The organism is Pantoea sp. Sc1 (assembly GCF_000255315.1).
Classification (GTDB): domain Bacteria; phylum Pseudomonadota; class Gammaproteobacteria; order Enterobacterales; family Enterobacteriaceae; genus Pantoea; species Pantoea anthophila.
Genome location: NZ_AJFP01000001.1, coordinates 3,474,660 through 3,497,396, shown reverse-complemented (window position 1 = coordinate 3,497,396; position 22,737 = coordinate 3,474,660). Strand labels below are relative to the sequence as shown.

The 22,737-nt window shown below is 58.8% G+C and carries 20 protein-coding genes; 5 read left to right on the top strand and 15 right to left on the bottom strand.

The window, feature by feature from the left end:
• From S7A_RS16230 to S7A_RS16195, 8 genes are all read right to left on the bottom strand, one after another.
• Positions 1-1,425 (bottom strand): PTS fructose transporter subunit IIC, encoded by a 1,425-nt coding sequence (locus tag S7A_RS16230; protein ID WP_009092304.1) that lies wholly within the window; start codon positions 1,423-1,425, stop codon positions 1-3.
• A 114-nt stretch (positions 1,426-1,539) separates the two neighbouring features.
• Positions 1,540-2,013, bottom strand: a complete 474-nt coding sequence (locus S7A_RS16225; protein ID WP_009092303.1) for a PTS sugar transporter subunit IIA — start codon at positions 2,011-2,013, stop codon at positions 1,540-1,542.
• A 15-nt stretch (positions 2,014-2,028) separates the two neighbouring features.
• Entirely contained in the window at positions 2,029-3,540 is a 1,512-nt protein-coding gene (locus S7A_RS16220) for a transcription antiterminator (protein WP_255348912.1), read from the bottom strand.
• A gap of 377 nt (positions 3,541-3,917) precedes the next feature.
• Positions 3,918-5,309: a hexose-6-phosphate:phosphate antiporter gene (uhpT, locus tag S7A_RS16215; protein ID WP_009092301.1), complete on the bottom strand. Its 1,392-nt coding sequence runs from the start codon at positions 5,307-5,309 to the stop codon at positions 3,918-3,920.
• Between the two features lie 151 nt (positions 5,310-5,460).
• Positions 5,461-6,789, bottom strand: a complete 1,329-nt coding sequence (locus S7A_RS16210) for an MFS transporter (protein WP_009092300.1) — start codon at positions 6,787-6,789, stop codon at positions 5,461-5,463.
• A 9-nt stretch (positions 6,790-6,798) separates the two neighbouring features.
• Positions 6,799-8,298 (bottom strand): signal transduction histidine-protein kinase/phosphatase UhpB, encoded by a 1,500-nt coding sequence (gene uhpB / locus S7A_RS16205; RefSeq protein WP_009092298.1) that lies wholly within the window; start codon positions 8,296-8,298, stop codon positions 6,799-6,801.
• Entirely contained in the window at positions 8,295-8,888 is a 594-nt protein-coding gene (uhpA, locus tag S7A_RS16200) for a transcriptional regulator UhpA (RefSeq protein WP_009092296.1), read from the bottom strand. Before uhpA ends, uhpB begins: the two co-directional genes overlap by 4 nt.
• 181 nt (positions 8,889-9,069) lie before the next feature.
• Complete coding sequence (locus S7A_RS16195) at positions 9,070-9,738, bottom strand: YecA family protein (RefSeq protein WP_009092295.1); 669 nt, start codon at positions 9,736-9,738, stop codon at positions 9,070-9,072.
• A 238-nt stretch (positions 9,739-9,976) separates the two neighbouring features.
• Between S7A_RS16195 and S7A_RS16190 the strand changes: the two genes are divergently transcribed.
• Both S7A_RS16190 and S7A_RS16185 read left to right on the top strand, forming a co-directional pair.
• A complete protein-coding gene (locus S7A_RS16190; RefSeq protein ID WP_009092294.1) occupies positions 9,977-11,257 on the top strand; it encodes a serine hydrolase in 1,281 nt (426 codons plus the stop codon).
• Between the two features lie 94 nt (positions 11,258-11,351).
• Complete coding sequence (locus S7A_RS16185; protein WP_033736413.1) at positions 11,352-11,864, top strand: RcnB family protein; 513 nt, start codon at positions 11,352-11,354, stop codon at positions 11,862-11,864.
• A 33-nt stretch (positions 11,865-11,897) separates the two neighbouring features.
• On the opposite strand, the gene S7A_RS16180 is transcribed toward S7A_RS16185, so the two are convergent.
• From S7A_RS16180 to S7A_RS16165, 4 genes are all read right to left on the bottom strand, one after another.
• Positions 11,898-13,010, bottom strand: a complete 1,113-nt coding sequence (locus S7A_RS16180) for an FAD-binding oxidoreductase (protein WP_009092291.1) — start codon at positions 13,008-13,010, stop codon at positions 11,898-11,900.
• A gap of 19 nt (positions 13,011-13,029) precedes the next feature.
• On the bottom strand, positions 13,030-13,782 hold the full coding sequence (locus S7A_RS16175; protein ID WP_009092290.1) for an amino acid ABC transporter ATP-binding protein: 753 nt from the start codon (positions 13,780-13,782) through the stop codon (positions 13,030-13,032).
• The gene (locus tag S7A_RS16170) at positions 13,775-14,584 is read right to left on the bottom strand and encodes an amino acid ABC transporter permease (RefSeq protein ID WP_009092289.1); all 810 of its coding nucleotides are present in this window, start codon (positions 14,582-14,584) and stop codon (positions 13,775-13,777) included. Before S7A_RS16170 ends, S7A_RS16175 begins: the two co-directional genes overlap by 8 nt.
• A 61-nt stretch (positions 14,585-14,645) precedes the next feature.
• The gene (locus S7A_RS16165; RefSeq protein ID WP_009092288.1) at positions 14,646-15,458 is read right to left on the bottom strand and encodes an ABC transporter substrate-binding protein; all 813 of its coding nucleotides are present in this window, start codon (positions 15,456-15,458) and stop codon (positions 14,646-14,648) included.
• A 193-nt stretch (positions 15,459-15,651) separates the two neighbouring features.
• On the opposite strand from S7A_RS16165, the gene S7A_RS16160 reads away from it, so the two are divergent.
• Both S7A_RS16160 and S7A_RS16155 read left to right on the top strand, forming a co-directional pair.
• Positions 15,652-16,722, top strand: a complete 1,071-nt coding sequence (locus S7A_RS16160; RefSeq protein WP_009092287.1) for a LacI family DNA-binding transcriptional regulator — start codon at positions 15,652-15,654, stop codon at positions 16,720-16,722.
• Positions 16,723-16,845: 123 nt separating this feature from the next.
• The gene (locus S7A_RS16155; protein WP_009092286.1) at positions 16,846-17,559 is read left to right on the top strand and encodes a GNAT family N-acetyltransferase; all 714 of its coding nucleotides are present in this window, start codon (positions 16,846-16,848) and stop codon (positions 17,557-17,559) included.
• Positions 17,560-17,622: 63 nt separating this feature from the next.
• On the opposite strand, the gene opgB is transcribed toward S7A_RS16155, so the two are convergent.
• Positions 17,623-19,914: a phosphatidylglycerol--membrane-oligosaccharide glycerophosphotransferase gene (gene opgB, locus S7A_RS16150; protein ID WP_009092285.1), complete on the bottom strand. Its 2,292-nt coding sequence runs from the start codon at positions 19,912-19,914 to the stop codon at positions 17,623-17,625.
• 223 nt (positions 19,915-20,137) lie between these two features.
• A complete protein-coding gene (locus S7A_RS16145; protein WP_009092284.1) occupies positions 20,138-20,527 on the bottom strand; it encodes a tautomerase family protein in 390 nt (129 codons plus the stop codon).
• A gap of 101 nt (positions 20,528-20,628) precedes the next feature.
• Between S7A_RS16145 and S7A_RS16140 the strand changes: the two genes are divergently transcribed.
• Entirely contained in the window at positions 20,629-21,546 is a 918-nt protein-coding gene (locus S7A_RS16140; protein ID WP_033736620.1) for a LysR family transcriptional regulator, read from the top strand.
• On the opposite strand, the gene S7A_RS16135 is transcribed toward S7A_RS16140, so the two are convergent.
• Positions 21,523-22,536 (bottom strand): capsular polysaccharide synthesis protein, encoded by a 1,014-nt coding sequence (locus S7A_RS16135; RefSeq protein ID WP_033736412.1) that lies wholly within the window; start codon positions 22,534-22,536, stop codon positions 21,523-21,525. The two genes, S7A_RS16140 and S7A_RS16135, sit on opposite strands and share 24 nt — an antisense overlap.
• Positions 22,537-22,737 lie beyond the last annotated feature (201 nt).

Sequence of the window (22,737 nt, the reverse complement as noted above, 5' to 3'; positions counted from 1 at the left end):
TTATCCTTGTTTTGCAGGAAGAGAGATATCTTTTTTCAGGAACAACAGGATTAGCGCCGTCAGCAGACTGCCTGCGGCAATCGCAAACAGATAACCCATGACGTTGCTGATCACGTTAGGAATGAAGATGACGAAGATGCCGCCATGCGGAGCGCGGGACGCGCAGCCCAGCATCATCGACAGCGCGCCCGCTAAGCCGGAGCCCGCGACAATCGCCGGGATGACGCGCAGCGGATCGGCGACCGCGTACGGGATGGCGCCTTCGGTAATGAAGGAGAGGCCGAGGATATAGGTTACCTTGCCGGTTTCCCGCTCCTGCTCAGTAAACTTGCGGCGGAAGAGGGTGGTCGCCAGCGCGATGCCCAGCGGCGGCACCATGCCCGCCGCCATACAGGCGGCAATCGGGCCATAAATGCCGCTCGACATCAGGCCAATCGCAAACATACAGACGGTTTTGTTCAGCGGGCCGCCCATATCAAAAGCCACCATCATGCCGAACAGCAGGCCCAGAATGGCCGCATTGGTGTTACCCAGCGAACTGAGGAAGGCGGTCAGCCAGCCGAGCAGCATCTTGATCGGCTCACCAATCAGCAGCACCATCAGTGCGCCGGTCAGCAGCACGCTCAGCAGCGGCACGATTAAAATGGGCTTCAGCCCGGCAACCGCTTTGGGCAGGTGGATATGGTTGTTGATGAGCAGCGTGATATAGCCCGCCAGGAAGCCGGCAATCAGCGCACCAAGAAAGCCGGAGCCGGTGTGGATCGCCATCATCCCGCCCACGGCCCCCGCCACGATGCCCGCTTTACCGCTAATCGACTGGCTGATGCCCAGCGCAAGAATCGGCAGCATCAGGGCAAAGGCGGAGCCGCCGCCGATGTCAGAAAGCATCTTCGCTATCGGGCTGAAATGTGCGTCCCCTGGTGTGGCCGCCGTAATCCCGAAAGAAAAACTCAGCGCGATCAGAATGCCGCCCGCCACCACAAACGGGATCATCAGGTTTACACCGGTGATGAGGTGAACATAAATCTCCGATGCCCAGGAGCGGGAAGCCGACGCCTCTCTGACCGCGGAAGCCGGTTCAGCAGCGCCGGTCGGTGACGCAGATTCGACCAGCTTCGGTGCCAGCTCGCCATTCACGATGGCGCTTAATAGACCTTCCGCATCTTTCGCCGCACGGGTGACGGGCACTTCAATCACGTTTTTATGCTGAAAACGTGCCATCTCGACTTTTTTATCTGCGGCAATCAATACGACGTCAGCCTGATGAATATCGTCGTCGCTGAGAATATATTCGCTTTCTATGGCACCCTGGGTTTCCACTAATACATTCAGCCCCAGTTTTTTCGCCGCTTTTTTTAAATTACTTTCGGCAAGGTAGGTGTGGGCAACACCTGTAGGACAGGCGGTAATGGCAATAATGTTCATAAACGTTCTCCGGTAAAAGGAAACGATTTTATTTTTTATCTTTTTAACGACGGATGGATGGCGACTGTCTGAAAACCTCCTTACTGTTTTATTTTTTCACGTTCTCCCTGTTATTCAGGCTCCCGAGCGGGACAGGAGTAAATGAAACATCTCTTCGCGGTGTTCTGTATTCAGTAATTGTTCAACCACCTCTTCATCACCGAGGGCAATGGATATTCTGGCGAGCATTTTTATATGGCCGACATCTTTATCGGACTCTTTAACCGCGAAGAGGATCACCAGCCGCACCCGGGTTCCGTCGATGGTCTCCCAGGGAATATCCTGGCGCAGGCGTCCGACGGCAATCCGGGTTTTAACGACGGCAGCCGATTTACCGTGCGGAATAGCAATATGGTTTTCAAATCCGGTTGAGCCTAACTCTTCACGCAGATAAACATCTTTCAGAAAAGCGGCTTTATCCGTGACCGCCCCGGTCTGGCAGAGCAGGTCGGTCAGCTGAGAAATAATCTGCTCTTTGGTCTGGCAATCGACATCGAGAATAATGCACTCTTCTTTAAGCACTTCATTAATCGCCACGGCTGTCGTCATTTTATTTCTCCATCATTAATTAATTGAGTTCGATACCAGACATTCGGTAACCCTGGCGATATCTTTCGCCGAAAAGAGGGCGGAGACATACACCACCGGCTTTTCCAGCGGTTCCAGCCGGATAGTCGAGATCACCACGTCGCACGCCTGTCGCTTCAGGGAGTCCGCGATGTTTTTACCGGGCACAATGTCGATAATCTGCCAGTCAGGAAAGGCGCGCAGGATCCGTCCGTAAAGCAACTGCGAGGTACCCAGGCCGCTGGAGCAGACCAGCAGCACCCGCTTTACCTTAATGCTGTTTTCGATGGCCGCCTGAATATGCACGGTCAGATAGGCCACCTCATCGTCACTGATTTCATCCAGCTGATACTCCTGCGTCAGCTCCCGGATCACCGCTTTGACGGCGGCGAACACGGTGCCCAGTTCGGTCTGGATATCGTGCAGCAGCGGATTTTTAATCCGGATGTGATATCTGAGGCGGTTCAGCATCGGCTTGATGTGTGAAGTCAGCGAAGCCTGCAGCTTCGGATCGGTGGTGATGGCGATGTTGATCCGCTGCGCCACCCGGTCGATCAGCGCCGCCGCAAAGCGGGTTTCCCGTTCTGAAATCAGCGCGTCATCGTACATATCAGCATCGCCGCCCGCCTTACCGGACGACACCAGGTATTGATAGATGGAGTGCGCCTCCTCTGCGACCAGTAGCGTGTTGTAAGCCGTCTCGATGCGCTCTATGACCGCCAGTGAAACCTGCCAGGCGTGCGGATCGCTGACCCGGTTCATGACCACGGCGCGGGCGTCCGGGCTGTGCATCGGTGAGTGGCTGCGGTGAATCAGCACCAGAACGTGGGTGAACAGATTAATGTAGTAAGGATCGCTTATCGTATAGTGCAGCTGCTGTTCAATAAAATTGATGAGCTGCAGGGTGAAATGGACAGCCTGCTGACCAAACTTCTCTGAAAGCTCCTGCAGCGTGCTTTCATCCAGGCGGCTCTCCATCATGTCCTGACGGTTGTAGATCGATTTTAAGACCAGCGCTTTCATCGCCAGGCGAATATTCTGGTCACTGCCTTTAATGCTGGTGCCGGTACGACTTTTTAATAAGGTTAAATTAAACTGATGTAACCAGGTGTCTAATGTTTTTAAATCATTCACTATTGATGCGCGGCTGATAAAATATTTATCGGCCAGCTCACTGATTGACGAACTTCGGGGTGACAGCATTAACAGATCGGAGGCTATTTTCAGCATTCTGACGTTACTGCTGAAATCGTCCACCTCCGCAGAAAAAATCCGTCGGGCCGCTATTTCGGATGTGGCGTCAGCAAATTTAATTGTGATGCCTCTCCCACTTTTACCACTCAGTGTGATCCCCTGGTCTGCGAGTTTTTCATTAATATCGGCAATGTCGCGGCGTAACGTTCTTGGCGTGATGGCCGTTTTTTCTGAAATAGCGCGCAGGCTCACATAACTGTTATGAGAAATAAGCTGTCGCATAATGGTCAGTTGCCGTTCTGTCAGCGCCTTCATCATCTTCAGGTTCCGCTTAATCAGTTATTCGCCTTTGGGAGTTATCATCTAAGCAAAGGCACCAGACCCTGTAAATATTAAAACATGGCCACAACCCGGGGGTCTGGCTGACCACCTGACCGCGGGTTCTGGAATAACAGAGACGAGATGAACGGTCAGGGAGAAGGCTGATTGGGTGTGATGCAATGATTAAAGATGTCAGGTTGCTGCTGATGGCATGCAGGGGGGGCTGAAGCTTTATTTTTTAGCGGATGACAGAATAAAGCAGACTTGTGAGAGAAGGTTATATGACTGCTCACTGACCGGTTATTGTCACTATTTAAACGCTGTGCACGAACGCCGAAAAAGCCCGGCATCCGCCGGGCCCGATAACATCTTTACGCCATCTTCAGCCGCTGCAGTCGCTTCTCGCGGCGAATCTTGCGCTCCTCCATTACGGCGACCATCGCCATCAGACAGATACAGGCGATAGCGGCGGTATCGAGTGCGGCAAAGGTACCTGCCCAGCCGGTCAGGCCGAAGATCGGGGTGCCGTCTGCGATCATGCCCAGGCCCAGCTTGGCAAAGCTGTCGCCAATCAGGTAGGCGAAGGTGCCTTTAATACCGTCGGCGGCGCTAATCGCTTTTTTCGGGACGAAGCCCACGGCGGCCACGCCGATCAGTAACTGCGGGCCAAACACCAGAAAGCCCAGCGCAAACAGCGAAGCCAGATAGACATACTGGTTGCTGGCATGCTGATAGATCCCCAGCGTGGCGATAATCAGCGCTAACGCGACGCAGGCCACCAGCGCACGACGGCCATTGGCCAGATCGGATAACCAGCCCCACAGCAGCGTCCCCACCAGCGCACCCGCTTCAAACAGAGTAAAGCCCTGAATCGCGATCTCTTTTGAGAGCTTCAGTTCCTGAAAAGCATAAACCGTTGACCACTGATCGATACCGATGCGCACCACATAGAGGAAGATGTTGGCGAAGCAGAGCAGCCAGATCACCTTATTCTTCAGTACGTATTCAACAAAGATCTGCCATTTGGTCATCGACTCATCTTCGGCCTCTTTATCCTCTTCGCTCAGCTCCTCGCCGAACAGCTCTTCGGCTTTGCCCAGACCATAGGACTCCGGCGAGTCGCTGCCGTAGCGCAGGCCGATAAAGCCGACAATCAGCGCGATGATCGACGGGAAGATAAACATTCCGACCACGTGACCGTCGAACAGCACATTGGCACCAAACAGCGCGACGCCCGCGGCACCGGCTCCGCCAAGGTTGTGAGAGATGTTCCACATGCCAAGGTAGGAGCCTCGCTTACGGCGCGGTGTCCATTTGGTGATGGTGGAGTAGCTACAGGAGCCGCCGGTGCTCTGGAAGAAGCCGCTCAGGGCGTAAAACGCGATCATCAGAAACAGGCTGATCGAACCGCTGCCCATGCTGGCGCTGAACCCCAGCATACAGATGGCCGAAAGGATCAGCATAAACGGCAGAAACTGCTTGGTGTTTTTACCGTCCGCATAATAGGAGACCAGGGTTTTCCCGACGCCATAGGTGATGGAAAAGCCCAGACCAATCATCCCAAGCTGGGTCATGCTCAGCCCGTAGGTGGTGATCATATCGTTCTGCGCGATATTGAAGTTTTTGCGGATCAGATACATGGTCAGGTAGCCGATAAAGACCACCAGATAGGACTGCATAAAGGGCTTGAACCACATTTTGCGCCGCAGTTCGATTGGCAGATCCAGCGTGGGTCTGCGCACCTGTTTGAGAAAGGCCAGCATGGAAGGGGATTCTCCTGGTTGGAAAACTGCCATCGGCAGCGAATGGCTGGCATTGTAAAAACCGCTGACCAGACCGGCCTGAGACAGCGTCCAGGCGAAACCAGGAAAATGTCTTAGTTTTGCCCGACTCAGGGCAAAAAAGAGAGGCGTATCACGCTTCAGGTTGGGGGCGCGGCGCCTGCGCATTCAGAAACGGCAGCAGCAGCAGGGCAGAGATCCCTGCAGCCGTGGCAATCACCGCAAAGAAGCCGCTCCAGTGCCAGACGTCGATCACCCACGCCAGCGGCCAGCCGGAGAGCGACGCGCCAAGGTAGGCAAACAGGCCGACAAAGCCGGTTGCCGCGCCCGCCGCGTCTTTGTGTGAACACTCCGCCGCCGCCATGCCGATCAGCATCTGCGGGCCGAAGACAAAGAATCCGGTCGTGAAGAAGCACGCTGCCTGCATCACATAGCTGGTAAAGGGCATCAGCCAGAGTGAACCCACGGAAAGCAGAATGCCAGCGGCGAAAATCAGGTTCATCGGGCCGCGATTGCCGTTAAACAGCCTGTCCGATCCCCAGCCGGCCACCAGTGCGCCCATCACGCCGCCCAGTTCGAACAGCGTAATGGCGGAGTTCGCCGTCACCAGGTCGACGCCCAGCGTCTCCGAAATGTAGAGGTTGCCCCAGTCATTAAGCGCGGCACGGACGACATAGACCAGCACGTAGCAGAGTGACAGCAGCCAGATGTAGGGGTTGAGCAGCACGTAGCGCGTCAGGATCGCCCGGCGGCTCAGGCCCGCACCTTCCTGCTGCTGCGCCATCTCCATCTCATCCTGTCGCCAGTCGCCCACGGCAGGCAGGCCCACGGTCTGAGGCCGGTCGCGCAGACGCCAGCAGAGAAACAGCCCGGCAAGGATCGCCAGACAGCCCGCAATCATCATCCCGGTTCGCCAGCCATACTGCAGCGCCACCGCGCCGATAATGATTGGGATGAGCGCGCCGCCCACGTTGTGAGCGGTGTTCCAGAGTGCCCACCAGCCGCCCCGTTCGTTACGCGAATACCAGCTGGTGAGCAGGCGGGCGCAGACCGGCGCTCCCCAGCCCTGGAAAAAGGCGTTGAGGGTCCAGAGCAGCGCAAAGGCCCACAGCGAGGTGGAGAAGCCAAACAGGATATTGACCACGCCAGTGGCGATCAGGCCCAGCCCCATAAAGTAGCGCGCATCCGAGCGGTCGCTGACGATGCCGGAGAAAAACTTCGACAGGCCGTAGGTGATGTAAAACAGCGTCGCCAGCAGGCCGATATCGGTTCGCAGCATGACACCGCTGGCGATCACTTCCGGCGCTGCCGCGTTGAAGCTCTTGCGGGTAAAGTAGAACAGCGCATAGCCGATCCAGATGGTCGCCATGATGTGGCGGCGCCAGTAGCGATAGCGGCTGTCAATCTCACGTTTATCCTGCAGCGGCGCCGCGTCAGGAGGCGTTTTCAGAAAGGTAAACACGGCAGTTCCTCAGACAGCCCGCAGCGGCAGATGGACGCTGACGCGGGTTCCATGGGTGCAGGAGAGGGTCAGCGACCCGCCCAGCGCGGTGACGCGTTCGCGCATCCCGACCAGCCCAAAGCGCTGCTGACCGGAGCCTGGCGGCAGACCGCAGCCATCATCTTCAATCACCAGCAGCAGGCGATCATCCTGCTGCCAGCCTTTGAGTATCACGGCGCTGGCGCTGGCATGTTTAACAACGTTGTTCAGCGCCTCCTGGCAGATGCGAAACAGCGTGACGCGTTGCGCTTCACTCAGCAGCGTCTCATTAATGCGCCAGTGAAGATGACTGACGATGCCGGCATCTTCCAGCTCCATCTCCCGCATCAGAGAACGGATCGCCTGCTCCAGCGAAAGGTCATCCAGCTGCCGCGGCCGCAGACGCCCCAGCAGTCGCCGTACCGCGTCATACACGCCCAGCGAGAGTTGTTCAATGTGGACGCCACTCTGGATCACCCGGCTGTTGTCCGGCGCCACGCGCTGCACAATGCCCGCCTGTGTGCGGATCGCCGTGATCGTCTGCCCGATATCATCGTGCAGTTCACGCGCCACTTCCTGACGCACGCTCTCCTCCGTCTCCACCAGGCGTTCCGCCAGACGCCGGTTGCGCGCCAGCTCACTCTGCAGGGAGTGGTTCAGCTCGCGCAGCCGCTGGATACCGGCACCCAGCAGCAGCCCGGTCAGGCTTTGGGCCAGCAGGGAGAGCAGCAGATCGACGGGATGATCATGCCAGGTCTGGCTGGCGATCAGCGCGATGGCATTCATCAGCGTGGCGATCAGTGCGCCCTGCCAGCCGTAGTGCCAGGCCAGCGCAATGATGGGCAGCGCCAGACAGAAAGGGGTAAAGCGTGACAGCTCCGCAGGCAGGCCAAGCTGCAACCAGAGGCTGATGACAAACAGCAGCAGATACCAGACAAGATGCCGGGCGCGCCAGTTGACCGGCTGCGAAATCAGCGACGGACCCAGCGGCTGCCAGCGGGTTCGGGTGAGGTAGTGCCAGAAGACCAGGCAGGTCGGGGCCAGCGTCAGGCCGCCGGTCAGCGTCAGCAGCAGGGTGTTGAGCATCTCCGCCTGACCGGCCCAGGGCAGAGACTGCAGCAGCGCTGCGGCGATCAGCGCCGCGCCCTGACTCAGCAGCGTGCGCCAGTCACGCTGGTGGCGGAAACGGGAGATCAGCGCCACCGGCAGCAGCGTCAGCACGCCGCCCGCCATCAACAGCGGCAGATGCGCCAGGGAAACGGCCTTCGCCAGCCAGAGCAGCATGACCCACTCTGCCGCCAGCAGCACCGGCCAGTAACTGCGCGGACATTGCAGCATCAGCCCCAGACGCAGGCCAAACGGGAAGAGCAGCACCGCCAGCTCCGGGCGTTCAACCAGGTGCAGGCTGATACTCCACAGGCAGAACCAGGCTGCCGAGAAGAGGAAGAAGCTGGCGACCACTGAGATCAGCCGGGAGAAGAGAGGGCTCATTGCCAGCCATCAAACATGCGGCGCGCCAGCTCCACATCGTTGCTGACGCCGAGCTTCTCCATCAGGTTGGCGCGATGGACATGCACGGTTTTTGGTGACAGGCCGAGTTCAGCCGCGATCTCTTTGACCGCCATGCCCTGAGAGAGCCTCTCTGCGACCTCACGTTCGCGACGGGTCAGCGGGTCCTGACGTCCGGCGGCCAGCTTAACCGCAATCTCTGGCGTCAGATAACAGCCGCCGGTGGAGACGGCGCGCACCGCCGCGATCAGCTCATCGGGGCGACAGCGTTTGGAGAGAAAGCCACGTGCACCGGCATTCAGCGCCTGTTCAACCAGTGCCGGGCTGTCGTGTACAGAGAGCATGATCGTGGCCAGCCCCGCCGGAAGCTGGCTCAGTAACGCCAGCCCGGAGAGGTCCGGCATGGAAATATCGCAGATGCAGACCTGGACGCCCCGGCCTGGTAACCCTGCCAGCGCCTCACGGCCGGAGCCGAACTCCGCCACCACCTGAAAATCAGGTTCCAGGGCGAGCAACTGGGCAAAACCGGAACGGACGATAAGGTGATCGTCAATCAGTGCGAGGGTAATCATGGCGTTTCCTGGCAGGTAAAATCGCGCTTACCTTAGCGATAAGCGTGAAGCTGTTCAAGTCGTGAGCACTTTACAGGATTGCGGGGGCGGGCGGGGTGACAGCGGTCAGATCGCTGGCGATCGGCAGATTAAATCTGCCGGGCAGAACCCCACCCGGCCGATCAGAACGCACTCCGTTCGATCAATGCAGACAGCACTGCTTATATTTTTTGCCGCTGCCACACGGGCAGGGATCGTTGCGGCCAGGCTGCTTATCGACGGTCACCGGCTGTTGCGGCACCGGCACCGCCTCGGGCTGTGAGATCCAGTGATCGTGCAGCGCCAGCGCAGCGGGGCGGATAGCTTCGATGCTGGCTTCCATCTCTTCCGGTGTCATGGCGTCGAGCTTTTCGAGGTTCTCTTCGGTGCCATGCAGGGCGATAGCGTCCAGCGCAGGCTGCAATTCCGCGGGCAGCGCCGACCAGTCGGTCAGTGCGACGCCACGCATATAGCCGAAGCACCACTCTTCCACCACGGTAAACTCCAGTCCTTCCATCTCACGGATGCCAAACAGCGGTTCGAACTGCTCCGGGAATTCCGCTAAGCGGTCTGCCACGTCATTCATATGCTGGAAGCAAAGCGACATAAAGCGCGTCATTTCGCGCTCATTGCTCCATTTCGGAATCTGTTTCTCGCCACCCCACAGGGCCACCAGCCACTGGCTCGGTTCCACGGTTACGGGACCGGAGAGGATCGCCGTCAGCAGACCATCGAGTTCGGAGACATCGAGAATCGACGCTTCGCTGCCATACTTTTCCAGCATATCTTCCAGCCATTGCAGCTCTTTTTCGGTCAGTGGGCCTTCTTTCATGCGGTTGCCTCCCGGGCATATCTAAATTTCAGCGCGGCGTTGAGCCTTAAAACCGCAGCAGTGTACACCCTTGCGGGCAGCAACACAGCTAACGCTGTCCGGCATCAGCAGGGTTAACCTGCGTTTAACCCCCCTTTTACCCCATTATGCAGGCGATAGCCCGCCGCACTTTATGGTACCTTTTTGCGCTACGGCCAGCCTGCTGCGCGATAACTCTACTTAACTAAATGATTACTCTATGAAAAAGGAATTTTCTGGCAGCCGGATCGCTGCGCTCTGCCTCAGACGGCTGGCTCTGGTCGCTCAGCGGATCGGCAGACCCTGCGGGATCGCTGCGGCGATCGTCCTGCTGACCGGCTGTGGCACCCTGTCGCAAACCTCCGCCCCGGTCAGCGATCGTGTCTACCTGACGCATGCCACCTTCAACGAAAATGTCGATGACATCGTGCAGCACTACATGCAGCAGAAGCAGGTTCCCGGCATCAGCATTGCCGTCATCCATCATGACGAGCCAACGCACTACTATTCATTTGGCGTCACCGATCGGGTGCATCGCTATCCGGTGACCCCGGACACCCTGTTTGCGCTGGGATCGCTGAGTAAGGGCGTGACGGCCGAGGTGATTATTCAGCTGGTGGATCAGGGCAAACTGCACTGGAGCGACACGCTGGCCGATCTGCTGCCCGCGGGCGTGCCGCTGAGTCGTGACGCACGCCGCATCACGCTGCTGCAGCTGGTGACGCATACCTCCGGTCTGCCGCGGCAGGACATGGATCTGCCGATGCTGCACCAGTTCATCCGCTATCTCGGCACGGGCGAGAACTTCTACGGCAATCTGGACAGCGATAGCGTGCTGAGTTACCTGGCGGATTTCTCTGCTCCGGCGGTTCGCAGGCCTTGCTACTCCAATCTCGGCTATGCGCTGCTGGGCTTCATTCTGCGCGAGCGCTTTCATCAGGATATCCAGACGCTGGCGTCCCGGCTTATCTTCGCCCCGTTGAAGATGGATAAGAGCAGTTTTGAGCCGGAAACGCTGGCGGGCTATCCGTGGCGCGCGCTGGGCCACGCCGGCGATCAGCCAAAATTTATCCGCCGCGGGGCGCTAACGCCTGACTGGCATTTTCACGGCAACATGGTGGCGGCGGCCAGCCTTTACAGCAGCGCGCGCGATCTGAGTCGCTATCTGCGCGCGCACCTTACGGCTACCGGTGATGCAGAACGGGACAGGGCGTTTGCGGCGGTGAACCGTGCCTGGTACCGGCAGGGCGCACAAACGCAGAATATCGCCTGGGTCACCGAGACGATAGACGGGCAGCCGATCACCTATCAGGTGGGCTACATCGGCGGCTACGCGAGTTTTATCGGCTACGATAAAGGTCACGGTAACGCGATTGTGGTGCTGCAGAACGGTTTTAACTGGAGTAACTATTTAGGCATTGCGCTGTTGGTCGATCTGGCAACTCAGGATAAAGTGGTCGCACAGCGATCCGTTACCGCTGACCAGGGCGCCATAAAGTGAATTGCGCTGTGTTGCCTGGCACATAGCGTCATCGCGCCGGAACTGAAGTGCGATAAATTTAGCCTGACTGTCAAAATTCAACGTGGAAATCATTATGCGCAGGACTCAACGTGTACTTTTATCAATGGGATTACTGGTTGGCTCACTGAGCCTGATCCCTGCTGTTCAGGCGGCTGGCGAAGCCACCGACAGCGTTCCGCCTCCGCCGCAGATCCAGCCCGCTAACCCGGATGCCCAGCCGCAGTCTGGTGCAGGCAGCGCCCAGCCGGACAACGGTGCCGCGCAGAGCCAGGCACCGACCAGCTCACCGTCTAACGATGGCATTACGCCGACGACGCCTACCACGCCGTCAACGGCCAACAGTGCGCGCCCGAATTACGATCTCAGCACCATCATCATCGACTACAAACAGTACAACATCGGTGACACGGTGCCAGAGAAGTACACGGATAAAACCTACACCATCGTTGAGTGGCAGAAACGCAATCTGCCGGCCCCGCAGGAGAACACCCACTGGGCCTACATCAACGCCAACTACATCCTGATTACCAATGACACCGGCAAAATCGTCATGGGGAAATCGGGTGATATCTTCTTCCGTGGCTAAGATAATCAGCCGGTCGTGATGACCGGCTTTTTTTCAGCCGAAGCGCTCAGCCCCAAAGCTGGCCAGCATCGGATGCTTCTCACCGGTCACGATCTCCTCCGCCAGCAGCTCGCCGACAATCAGCGCCAGCGTGGCACCCGAATGGGTGAAGGCCACATAACAGCCCGGCACCTTCTGCAGTTCACCCAGCACCGGATCGCCATCGCCCGGAATCGGCTTCAGGCCAATCTTCCAGCTCTGCACGCTGAGCGGCTCGTCGCCGCGTAACAGCCGGCTCGCCTCCGCGGCCAGCGTGGCCACGACATGTTCATCAATATGGTAATCGCCGTCGGCCAGCGGCTGGATATCCGCCTCATACCAGTCATGATCCAGCGCGTAGCGGTTGCCGGGATTCGGTCTGATGGCGGCGCGCGGGGTGTTGAGCACCGCTTTCAGCTGATGCCCGGCCGGTTCCGTGATCACCAGCATCGAGACCGGCGAACCATTGGGGATCGTCACGCCCAGCGGGGCGACCACGTCCGGGGTCCAGGGGCCGCAGGCGACCACTACCGCATCCGCCCGCATCTCCCCCTTGTCACTGCGAATGCCGCAGGCCCGGCCCTGATCGGTGATCACGGCGGCTTTACCGGCGTGCTCGATCACTTCGCCGCCGCGTGACCGGAACTGGTTCAGCAGATAATCCACCAGGTGCGGCAGGCTGACCCAGCCTTCACCCGGATTAAAGATCGCCTGCGACGGCAGCGCATCGGGATCGACCGTCGCATCTGCCAGCGCCACGTTATCGGCACTCATGAGCTGAGAGTCGTAGCCGTGCGCCTTCTCATAGGCGTGTCGCGCCTGCGTCCCGGCCGCATCGTTGCTGAACCAGCAAAGGCCGCCATCAAAACGCAGCCAGTCGAGATCAGGGTGCTGCGCAAACAGCGTGCGATAGCGATCGATGCCCGCCATGCGCAGCGCATGATAGGGCCGGGAGCGCTCGCCTGCCGAATTGAGCCAGGAGAGTGAACGTCCCGATGCGCCGGAACAGACCTCCGCCTCGGTCACCAGCGTCACCGCCGCCCCGCGTTTTGTCAGCTCCAGCGCCGTCGAAACGCCCAGCACGCCGCCGCCCAGTACCACCACCTTCATTTCAGTTTTTACCGCCATTGTCAGGTTCCTTGCTCAGTTACAGCACTTCAGAGAGAAAACGTTGCAGGCGCGGCGACTGCGGCGCGTCAAAAATGGCGTCTGGCGGCCCGGCTTCCACAATCTCGCCTTCGTCCATAAACACCACCTGATCCGCCACTTTGCGCGCAAAGCCCATTTCATGTGTCACCACCACCATCGTCATGCCGCGACGACAGAGATCCGCCATCAGCGTCAGGACTCCTTTCACCAGTTCGGGGTCAAGCGCGGAGGTGGCCTCGTCGAACAGCATCACCTCCGGGTCCATCGCCAGCGCCCGGGCTATCGCGACCCGCTGCTGCTGGCCGCCGGAGAGATCGCGCGGCCGGTGATCGGCGCGCTGACCCAGACCGACCTCTTCCAGCCGCTGACGCGCAATCGCCATCGCCTGTGCTTTGGGCAGGCCTTTGACACACCAGGGGGCGAGGGCGACGTTCTCCAGTGCAGTGTGATCGGGGAAGAGATTGAAGTGCTGAAACACCATGCCAATCCGCAGCCGCAGCGCATCAGGCTTGTCGCGCAGCACGGAGCGGTCGGCCAGCAAAACATCCCCCGACTGCGGTTCGTGCAGCCGGTTGATACCGCGCAGCAGGGTCGATTTACCCGATCCTGATGGCCCGATGATGCAGGTGGTGGTGCCGGGGGCCACCTGCAGTGAGACCTTACGCAGCACTTCAATCGGGCCATAGGCGAGGGTCAGATTGCGCAGCTCCAGGCTGGCGCCGCGCCAGCTCGCGCCATTCAGATTATTCATGATTGCCTCCCATCCGGGGGTGAGTGACCAGAACGGCGCCGCCGGACGGTCTGACCTCATCCACCTCTTTCAGACCGCTTTGCGGGGCCGTCAGACGACGGCGTCCGGTGCGGTAGCGCACATCGACATAGTTGACCATGTGCGTCAGCGGCACCGTGATCATCAGATAGAAGAGTCCTGCCAGCATCAGGGGCGACAGGTTGCCGGTCAGTACCGCCGCATCCTGACCCACGCGAAACAGCTCACGCTGCTGCGTCATCAGGCCGAGCAGATAGACCAGCGACGAATCCTTGATGATGGCGATGAACTGGTTAACGATGGCGGGCAGCACGCGACGGATCCCCTGTGGGATGATGACCCGTCGCATGGCCCGGCCATAGCTCATCCCCAGCGCACGGCACGCTTCCAGCTGGCCGCGTTCCACGCTCTGGATACCGGCGCGAAAAATCTCGCCCATGTAGGCGCTGGCGATCAGGCTGAGGGCGAAGATCCCCAGCGGATAGGGTGTCGGCCCGAACAGCTGATAACTGAAGCGCGCCAGACCCTGACCAATCAGCAGAATGGTCAGAATGGAAGGCAGACCGCGAAACAGATCGGTATAGAGCCGGGCAGGCACCCGCAGCCAGCGCGAGGGCGAGATGCCCATCAGCGCCAGCAGCAGGCCAAACAGCGTGCCGAGCAGCGTCGCCGCCAGTGAGATAATCACCGTGTTGACCAGCCCGGTGGTCAGCATCTGCGGCAGTACTTCCCTCATTGATGAAAAATCAAAGAAGGTGCGGGAAAGAATCGTGAGCAGCTCCATCGCCGTCTCCTTGCAGAGCGGGGCATCCCCCGGTTAACTCAGGACGTAAACGTCCACCTCTTTACTGACCGCCAGGCAGATACTGTTTTGGCATCGGCGATCCGGGGAACCACTTCTGATAGAGCCGTTGCCAGGTGCCATCCTGCATCGCAGCCTTGATGGCGTTATCCAGCGCGGCCTTGAAAGCGGGTTTACCTTTGGCAATGGCAATGCCGGCCGGTGCATCAAAAGAGGGGATATCGGCGGCCGAGACCAGCTTAAAGCGTTCGGCGTAGCTTTTGGCCGCCTCGTAGTCGAGGAAGACGGCGTCGAGCGTGCCGTTGTTGAGAGCAGAGACCGCACTGTTGTTATCCGGGAAGCGCACCAGATCGGTCTGCGGGAATTGCTCCACGGCATAGTTCTCCTGGAGCGTGCCCTGAACCACGCCGAGCCGGTGCTTGGCCAGCGTGGCGACATCTTTCACGCCGCTGTCATGGCGGGTCAGGACGGTGAGGAATCCGGCCAGATAGCCGGTGGAGAAATCGACCGTTTTTTCCCGCGCCGGGGTGATGCCAATCGCCGCCACCGCCGCATCGTACTGACCGTTGGCGACCGCGGGCATGATGGCCGAGAAGTCCTGACCGATAAAATCGACCTTATCGATGCCCATGCGGTGGGCGACATTTCTGAAAAATTCGACGTCAAAGCCGGTGAACTGACCGCTGGCGTCGGTGAAGGTGTAAGGCTTTGAGTCGCCGACGCTGGCGATGCGAAGCTGACCCGGTTCGATCAGCCCATAGGGATTGTTGTCGCTGGCGGCCAGAACAGAGAACGACAGTGAACAGAGTGCGAGTGCGGTGCCGAGCAGTTTGCCCAGTGTGATTTGCGATTTCATAGCTCATCCGTTTTTGCAGGTTTAAACATCAGAGACTGTTGAGCCAGTAATTCTGATTGAGACCGGTCTCAACGCAGGTGGCACCTTAAGACAGAAACATTGTGAGACCGGTCTCAAGGAGTTACAATGAGTTTAAGCACAGCCTTTTTTCGGCGTCAATATTCCTGTCATCAACCTGTGATTCGAAATAATTATGACCAGCCAGAACAGACGATCCAAAGCGCCGACCGTGGCAGATGTGGCGCGCGCAGCAAATGTTTCCAAAGCCCAGGCGGCGCGCGCGCTGGGTGGCTACGGCGCGGTCAGCGATGAGGTGCAGGAGCGGGTCAACAGCGCCGCCTCCGCGCTGGGCTACCGGCTCAATGCGCTGGCGCGCAGTATGAACACCGGCCGCTCCAATACTATCGGGGTGATTGTCGGCGATATTGAGAATCCTCACTTTGGTCTGGCCCTGCGTGGCATGGCGGACGTGGCGCGCACGGCGGGTTACCATCTGCTGCTGAGCAACAGTGATGAAAAGCTGCAGGCGGAGCAGGATGCGGTGCGGGTGATGCTGGAAAAGCGGGTCGATGGCATTATCGTTGCGCCCTGCTGTTCAGCCCTGGAGCAGAACGCGCATCTGATTCAGGTGCAGGAAGAGGGCAGAGCGCTGACGCTGTTCGATCGCGCGGTAACCGGTCTTGATGTGGACGCGGTCTGCTGTGAATTTACCGACGTGGCCGCAGACGTCACGGCCCGGTTGCTGGCCGCAGGTCATCGCCATATCGCCTATATCACCAGCATGGCGCTGACCGCTGACTACAGCACGCCAGACGATTTTGGCCTGACGCCGGTTGCCCAGCGTGTGGGCGGCATGATGCAGGCCTTTGCTGACGCAGGCGTGCCGTTTGATCCGTCGCTGGTGCAGGTGAACGCGCTGGACGAGGCATCGATTAGCCGTATCGTCGCGGCGCTGTGGCAGCGTCCGCAGCCGCCCACCGCGCTGGTGGCGTCAGACAGCGTGGTCGCCATGTGGCTGCTGCGCGAAGTGACGCAGCGCGGGCTGCGTATCCCGGCCGATCTCTCTTTTGTGATGTATGACAATTTCCCGTGGAGTGAGATTGTGACGCCACCGCTGACGGTCATTGCGCAACCGGTCTATGAAATGGGCCGTGAAGCCGCACGACGTCTGATCGCCGCCATCCGCGGTGAGGCCCCCGGCCCCGTGCCGCGCTTCGATGCCCATCTGATGATTCGCCACTCGATTGCTGCGCCGGCCTGCTGAAGAGCAGCCCGGCGCGTCAGTCTGTTTGCGGGCAAGGCATCCGGGATGTTGCCTGAGGGCCAGGCTTTTTAAGCGGCCGGGAACGTGGCACTCTGCTGACATTATCTGCAGCCGGGAGGCGATATGTCACAACACTCTAATCAGTACGGCCAGCCAGTCGGTCAGCCTTTGCCAGACTGGCAGGCGCGTCCTCTGCCACAACATCAGGTTTTCGCCGGTCAGTCGTGTCGGCTGGAGCCCTTCAGCGCCGCGCGGCATGGAGAGGCCCTGTCTGACGCCTGGGCGCTGGCGGAAGATGGGCGCGACTGGACCTATATGTTTATGGGGCCGTTCGATGATCCCCAGGCGTGGCAGGATTATATCCGGCAACTGGAGGCCAGCCGCGACCCGCTGCATTTCGCCGTGATCGACCTTGCCACCGGAGAGGCGGTGGGCAGCCTGTCGTTAATGCGTATCCAGCCTGAACATGGGGTGATGGAAGTCGGTCATGTCACTTTTTCGCCCCGACTGAAGCAGACGCGCATGGCAACAGAGGCGCATTTCCTGCTGATGCAGTACGCCTTTGACACCCTGGGTTACCGCCGGTATGAGTGGAAATGCGACAGCTGCAATGCGCCTTCTCGCAGAGCCGCGGCACGCCTCGGTTTTCAGTATGAAGGTGATTTCCGGCAGGCCATTGTTTACAAAGGTCGCTCACGCGACACCAGCTGGTTTTCGATAATCGATCGCGAGTGGCCGCAGGTGAAAAGGGGGTTGCAGCGCTGGCTGGCGGAGGAGAATTTTACCGCCGATGGTCAGCAGCGTGAGAAGCTGGAGGCGCTGCGCGGCAGGTCCTAAACCGGTGGCGACAAAGTAAGAGGCCTCTGCAAAAACGCAGAGGCCTGAAGAGAAAAGAGGGGATTAAGGCTGGGGCACGATTTTAAGTTCGACCATGCCAATGCCCAGTTTGCGCGGGTCCTGCCCCGTGATATTGCCGGTGTTGCTCAGCTGAGGTTCAGGCGGGGCGATCACCAGCTGATGGCTGGCGTCCGGGTTATCAAAATGCAGGGTATGGGTCGAGATCGCTTCGCCCAGCGACAGCAGCTGCTGTTGATTGCCCACGCGAACCGGAATTGGCCGGTGCACATTCGCGCCGTAAGCCCGCGCCGTGATCACCAGATCGAACTTCGCGGGCAGGGCTTCGACGTAGTCGATATGTACCTCAGGCGCGAGATTGGCATTTGACCAGCGTCCCCAGCTCTCCGGGCGTGAGATGCCGCTGAAGCTTTTCACACTCAGCGGCGCGCCAGGGATATCAAGCCGGAAGCTGTCAGCGCTGTAGCGGATATTGTTATCTTCGATACGGATCTGCGCCAGATTCTGCTGATAACGTGCATCGCTGATCGGCCCGTCCGGGAACTGCACCCGGCCTTTCCATTGCGGTTTGTCGATGTGGGTAACGGACGGTGTGCCGCCGGTTTGCCCCATCGCCACACAGAGATCGCCGGAGAGGGCCAGCGACGGCTGCCAGAGTCGCGCCATTTTAAAACAGCGATCAACCCAGACGAATTTATCGGCTGCCGCGAAATCGGCCAGCTGATAGCGCAGCGGTGCCGAATATTCCCCTTCCGGCATCGGCTCAACGTGTTTGTCGCTGATGCGGAACAGAATCGGCAGCTTAAAAGTGGTCCCGGAGAAGCTGAAGGTATTCTTCGTCTGATCGACGGTAAAGTTCTCCATCTTATTCGGGAAGTTCCAGAGCTGGATAATATCGGGCTTCCAGCTCATGACCTTGCTCTTCATATCGTCAAACTTCGTTGAGAGCGACAGCGAAGAGAGGCTGCTGCGGCCCAGACCTATCGCATTATCGCCGCCGAGAATATCCAGCAGCGTAGCGCCATTATCCAGCGTGCTGCGCTTTGCCTCCAGTAGCTCCGCCTGCGGTTTATCCCCGCGGATCACCATAAAGAGATTGCGACGCGGCTGTTTGATCAGCCAGGGATGCGCGGTGTTGTTCATCGCCAGATGATCGGAACTCACCACGATTACGGTATTTTTAAACCACGGTGACGCTTTGATGCGATCGATCAGCCGCGCGACGTGCTCCTGTGAACAGGCGACCGCGCTGAAGGACTGGTTTGGTTTCCCCTCAATGCTGTAGCTTCGGCGCTGACAGCTGCGCGAGATAAATCCGTCAGGATGGTGGGTGTCGACGGTCAGCGTAAACAGCGCAAAAGGTTTACCGGCCCGGGAGAGCGCCTGATACTTCTCAAAGACTTCGTCGAGCACCGTGTCGTCATAATAGCCCCAGTTATTACGGTAGCTGGGATCGGCGACGCGGCTTTTCAGCTCCTGCGAACCATAGAGGTTGGCAGGATCGAAGCCGTGCGATTTCAGGAAGACATCCTTACCGGCAAAACGCAGATCGGCACCCTGAATAAACCAGTTCTCATAGCCGGAGTTTTTCAGGATGTCGCCCAGACAGACATTTTGCGGATAGAAGCTGGAGAGTGATGCCGACGCATTGCCGTCAAACGGGGCAAACAGCGGAATGCCGCACTGTGAGGCGACCATGCCCGCGATCGTGTAATCGGTGCCCGGCAGCTGTTCGGTCTGGCTGAAATCGATACTCTGCTCTTTCTGACGGCTCAGCTCAGGTGCCAGGCCGGGGAAGGCAATCGGATCAAAATAGGTGCGCTCTAAACTCTCGCCATAGATATAAACCACGTTGAGGCGCGGCTGTTCAATGCGGTTACGCGGCACTTTATAGAAGGTGTCGAAGTCAGAATCGGCCAGCTGGGTATGCGACACGATCAGCGTCGCGACCTGACGAAAGGCGGGGGTAGTCTGCACCGAGCCGATCGCGCAGGCGGCCGCCAGCAGCGACCAGCCCAGATGGTGGGGACGCTTACGCCGCCGCAGCACCCAGGAGAGCAGGCAGAACAGCAGAAACAGCACGATGATCAGCCCGATGGCCGGCACCACATATTTACTGACGCCCGCCCCGGTCAGGCTGTTGGTCAGGGTATAGATCACCGCATCGTTAATGCCGTCGCCGGTGAAATAGTTACTGGCGTAAAGGGTGGCGTTCAGCACCACAAATATCACCAGCAGAACAAGAACAAGCACAAACCAGAATCTGTTACGCCCGGCTTTACAGGAATAGATAGCAATAGCAGCCAGAAACAGCACGACTGACACAAATTCGGACAACGGGAAATCCTCTCTCTGCAGGGGGGCGCGGGGCGTCACGCAACCGGCCATCGTCGGGGGATGGTTTTTCGACAATCTATATTGGCTGTCATCGGGCTGCAACATATCCGGCGGATTTGTGCGAGGAAGCGCAGAGGGATTTTGTGTCGTGCCTGCCGGGCGTTCAGCAGACGTGACGGTGGCTGGCGCGCACCGTCAGCAGAGCAGGCGTCCGGGCCGCTTTTCAGAGTTTGCCGGTCAGATACTGCGCTTCGCCGTCGGCAAAACTCCAGTCGCCTTTGTCATTGGTGATAAAGCTGATCATCAGATCGTTGCCCTGCACGCCACAATGCTCACGCAGTTCGCGCGCCAGCTCCGCCATAAACCGCTGTTTCTGTTCGCTGCTGCGCGGACTGGTAAAGACCCGCACCATCACCAGATTATCGCTGCGGCTGAATCCCAGCCCGGTGTCCTGAAACACCATCTGATAGCGTTTGTTTTCATGAACAATCTGATAGCGATCCCGTTCCGGCACGTTAAAGGCGGTCAGCACGGCCCGGTGCGCGGCATCCAGTAACGTACGCAGCTCTGATTCTGAACGACCCTCAATAACATCAAATTGCAGCAGTGGCATAGCGGTTTCTCCCAAGAAATAAGAGGCCTATGGTGACGGCTTTATCCGGCGGGAAAAAGCGCGTAGCCTGAAATGATTATTCATTATTGTGAACAATGCTGATGAAAGAGATGAAGACGGACACCCTGTGGGAGCATCTGCACTGGCTGACGGTACTGGCAGAGCAGGGCAGTTTCACCCGCGCGGCAGCGCGGCTGGATGTCAGCAAAGCGGCGATGAGCCAGAAGATCAAAGAGCTGGAGGAGAGAGCGGGTCTGATGCTGGTGCAGCGCACCACGCGCAGCGTGCGGCTTACCTCCGCCGGTGAGAAGCTGGTGGAGGAGCTGCGCGAGCCTTTTGCCCGCATCGAACAGAGTTTTTTCAGCGTGCGGGATACCGCCGGGCCGGTGCGGGGTCTGGTGCGCATCACCGCACCCGTGGCGTTTGCCCGCCAGCAACTGGTGCCGCTTATCGGCGAGTTTCTGCGTGACTATCCGCAGGTACGCCTGCAGCTGGATGTGACGGATCGCCTTGTCTCGCTGAGCAGCGAGGGGTTTGATCTGGCGATTCGCCACTGTGACACGCTGCCGGAAACGCACGTGGCGCTGCCACTGTGCGACACGCAGACCGTGCTGGTGGCCTCACCAGCCTATCTCAGGGCGCAGGGCGTGCCGGAGAGTCCGCAGGCGCTGGCGCAGCACAACTGCCTTTACTACCCGCGCGGCGTCGAGTCACCGCGCTGGCGGTTTGTCGCGCCGGGGGAGAGCGAAACGGTTCAGGTGCAGATTCAGGGCAGTTTTGCCACCAACAACAGTGAATCGATCCGCGATGCGGCCCTGCAGGGTCTGGGCATTGCCATGCTGCCCGACTTCAGCGCCCGTGAGGCGCTGTCAGCGGGATCGTTACAGCGGGTATTGCCGGAGTGGCAGCCGGTCGGCGCTTTTGCCGCCCGTCTGTGGATCGTGCGACCCTGGGCGGCGCAGGTGCCGCGCGCGGTCACCACCTTTACACACTGGTTACGCGCCCGCTTTGACCACTGAGGGCAGTGCCAGTCCCGGCGAACGGGTATGCATCATCTCTCCAATCAGGCTGCTGCGGTTATAGAGGCCGATGCGCAGATTGAAGTCGAGATGCAGCCGCTCATTGCCGGTTAATTTAATAATCGGTGGCGGCGTCTGGGGACGTTGCTGAAACAGCACTGACTGCGCAAAGGCGCTACTACTGTCGGCGTGCAGGCGCTGATAATACCAGGCGCTGGCTTCACCTTTACGCAGATAGAGATTGGCCCGCCGGTATTCACGCATCGCCACCTGCTGCGCCAGTGAGAGCAGATGACGGGACGGGTTATCCATATTCTGCACAAGCAGCGGAAAGTCATCGCGCTTCTGCAGCTCATGGAAATAGTTGCGGATGCCGACATTTTTAACCGGCGCCAGCTGTTTCAGCCATTCACGGATAAAAGGGTTCTGCGCCGGGGCGGCCAGAAACCAGCTTTCAATGACCGGCGCAAGCAGGTTCAGCGTTGACTGCTCACGGTAGTAGCCGATCAGATCCAGAGACCGCGCCTCGTGAACGCGATGCACCCAGGCGAGATCCTCGAACAGCAGGGTGCTGCAGTCAATGCCGATGCCGCCGTAACGGTGAAGCAGTTCCAGCCGGATGATCTCACTTTTATGCGCCAGCGTCAGATCGGCCGAGATAAAGCGGAGGTCGGGCAGCCATTGCGACAGGGTGCGCTGCGTCACCAGATAAACCTGGTGATCGGGATTATCCCGCCGTATTTTGCTGATATTGAGCGCCATCGAGGCAGGCAGCTGTTCATTATGCCAGACCATCCAGACAATCTTTGGAATCTCCGGCAGCTCTTTCTGCTGAGCGATTAAAACGACATTATCTTCCTGACCCGGATCATATTCCGGCGCCCGACAGAGTCTTTGCTGTTTTTTATTCCATAACATCTGGCTGCTGAACGATATTCTTTTCCAGTTGCGCCAGATTTTATGCGCTGGACGTTGGCGATATGCAGTCATGATATACCTGTTATTTTTATTTTCCCGTCATAGTGCAGACTCTGCCTGTTCGCATATGGCGGAAACAGGCGGCATTACAGACTGGCTGCAACCCCGATGCGTGCGGGAATTATTGAAAGGGTTTCCCTGGTGGCGACGCAGTGCCTGAGCGCGCGGTAGTTTCCTCACGGCTATCTGGAATTGCACTGCACCTTTTTAATA

Excerpts from the sequence above, each read along its gene's own strand:
- S7A_RS16230 (WP_009092304.1), bottom strand. The coding sequence starts at position 1,425 with ATGAACATTATTGCCATTACCGCCTGTCCTACAGGTGTTGCCCACACC.
- S7A_RS16225 (WP_009092303.1), bottom strand. The coding sequence starts at position 2,013 with ATGACGACAGCCGTGGCGATTAATGAAGTGCTTAAAGAAGAGTGCATT.
- S7A_RS16220 (WP_255348912.1), bottom strand. The coding sequence starts at position 3,540 with ATGAAGGCGCTGACAGAACGGCAACTGACCATTATGCGACAGCTTATT.
- uhpT (WP_009092301.1), bottom strand. The coding sequence starts at position 5,309 with ATGCTGGCCTTTCTCAAACAGGTGCGCAGACCCACGCTGGATCTGCCA.
- uhpB (WP_009092298.1), bottom strand. The coding sequence starts at position 8,298 with ATGAGCCCTCTCTTCTCCCGGCTGATCTCAGTGGTCGCCAGCTTCTTC.
- uhpA (WP_009092296.1), bottom strand. The coding sequence starts at position 8,888 with ATGATTACCCTCGCACTGATTGACGATCACCTTATCGTCCGTTCCGGT.
- S7A_RS16195 (WP_009092295.1), bottom strand. The coding sequence starts at position 9,738 with ATGAAAGAAGGCCCACTGACCGAAAAAGAGCTGCAATGGCTGGAAGAT.
- S7A_RS16190 (WP_009092294.1), top strand. The coding sequence starts at position 9,977 with ATGAAAAAGGAATTTTCTGGCAGCCGGATCGCTGCGCTCTGCCTCAGA.
- S7A_RS16185 (WP_033736413.1), top strand. The coding sequence starts at position 11,352 with ATGCGCAGGACTCAACGTGTACTTTTATCAATGGGATTACTGGTTGGC.
- S7A_RS16180 (WP_009092291.1), bottom strand. The coding sequence starts at position 13,010 with ATGGCGGTAAAAACTGAAATGAAGGTGGTGGTACTGGGCGGCGGCGTG.
- S7A_RS16175 (WP_009092290.1), bottom strand. The coding sequence starts at position 13,782 with ATGAATAATCTGAATGGCGCGAGCTGGCGCGGCGCCAGCCTGGAGCTG.
- S7A_RS16170 (WP_009092289.1), bottom strand. The coding sequence starts at position 14,584 with ATGGAGCTGCTCACGATTCTTTCCCGCACCTTCTTTGATTTTTCATCA.
- S7A_RS16165 (WP_009092288.1), bottom strand. The coding sequence starts at position 15,458 with ATGAAATCGCAAATCACACTGGGCAAACTGCTCGGCACCGCACTCGCA.
- S7A_RS16160 (WP_009092287.1), top strand. The coding sequence starts at position 15,652 with ATGACCAGCCAGAACAGACGATCCAAAGCGCCGACCGTGGCAGATGTG.
- S7A_RS16155 (WP_009092286.1), top strand. The coding sequence starts at position 16,846 with ATGTCACAACACTCTAATCAGTACGGCCAGCCAGTCGGTCAGCCTTTG.
- S7A_RS16145 (WP_009092284.1), bottom strand. The coding sequence starts at position 20,527 with ATGCCACTGCTGCAATTTGATGTTATTGAGGGTCGTTCAGAATCAGAG.
- S7A_RS16140 (WP_033736620.1), top strand. The coding sequence starts at position 20,629 with ATGAAAGAGATGAAGACGGACACCCTGTGGGAGCATCTGCACTGGCTG.
- S7A_RS16135 (WP_033736412.1), bottom strand. The coding sequence starts at position 22,536 with ATGACTGCATATCGCCAACGTCCAGCGCATAAAATCTGGCGCAACTGG.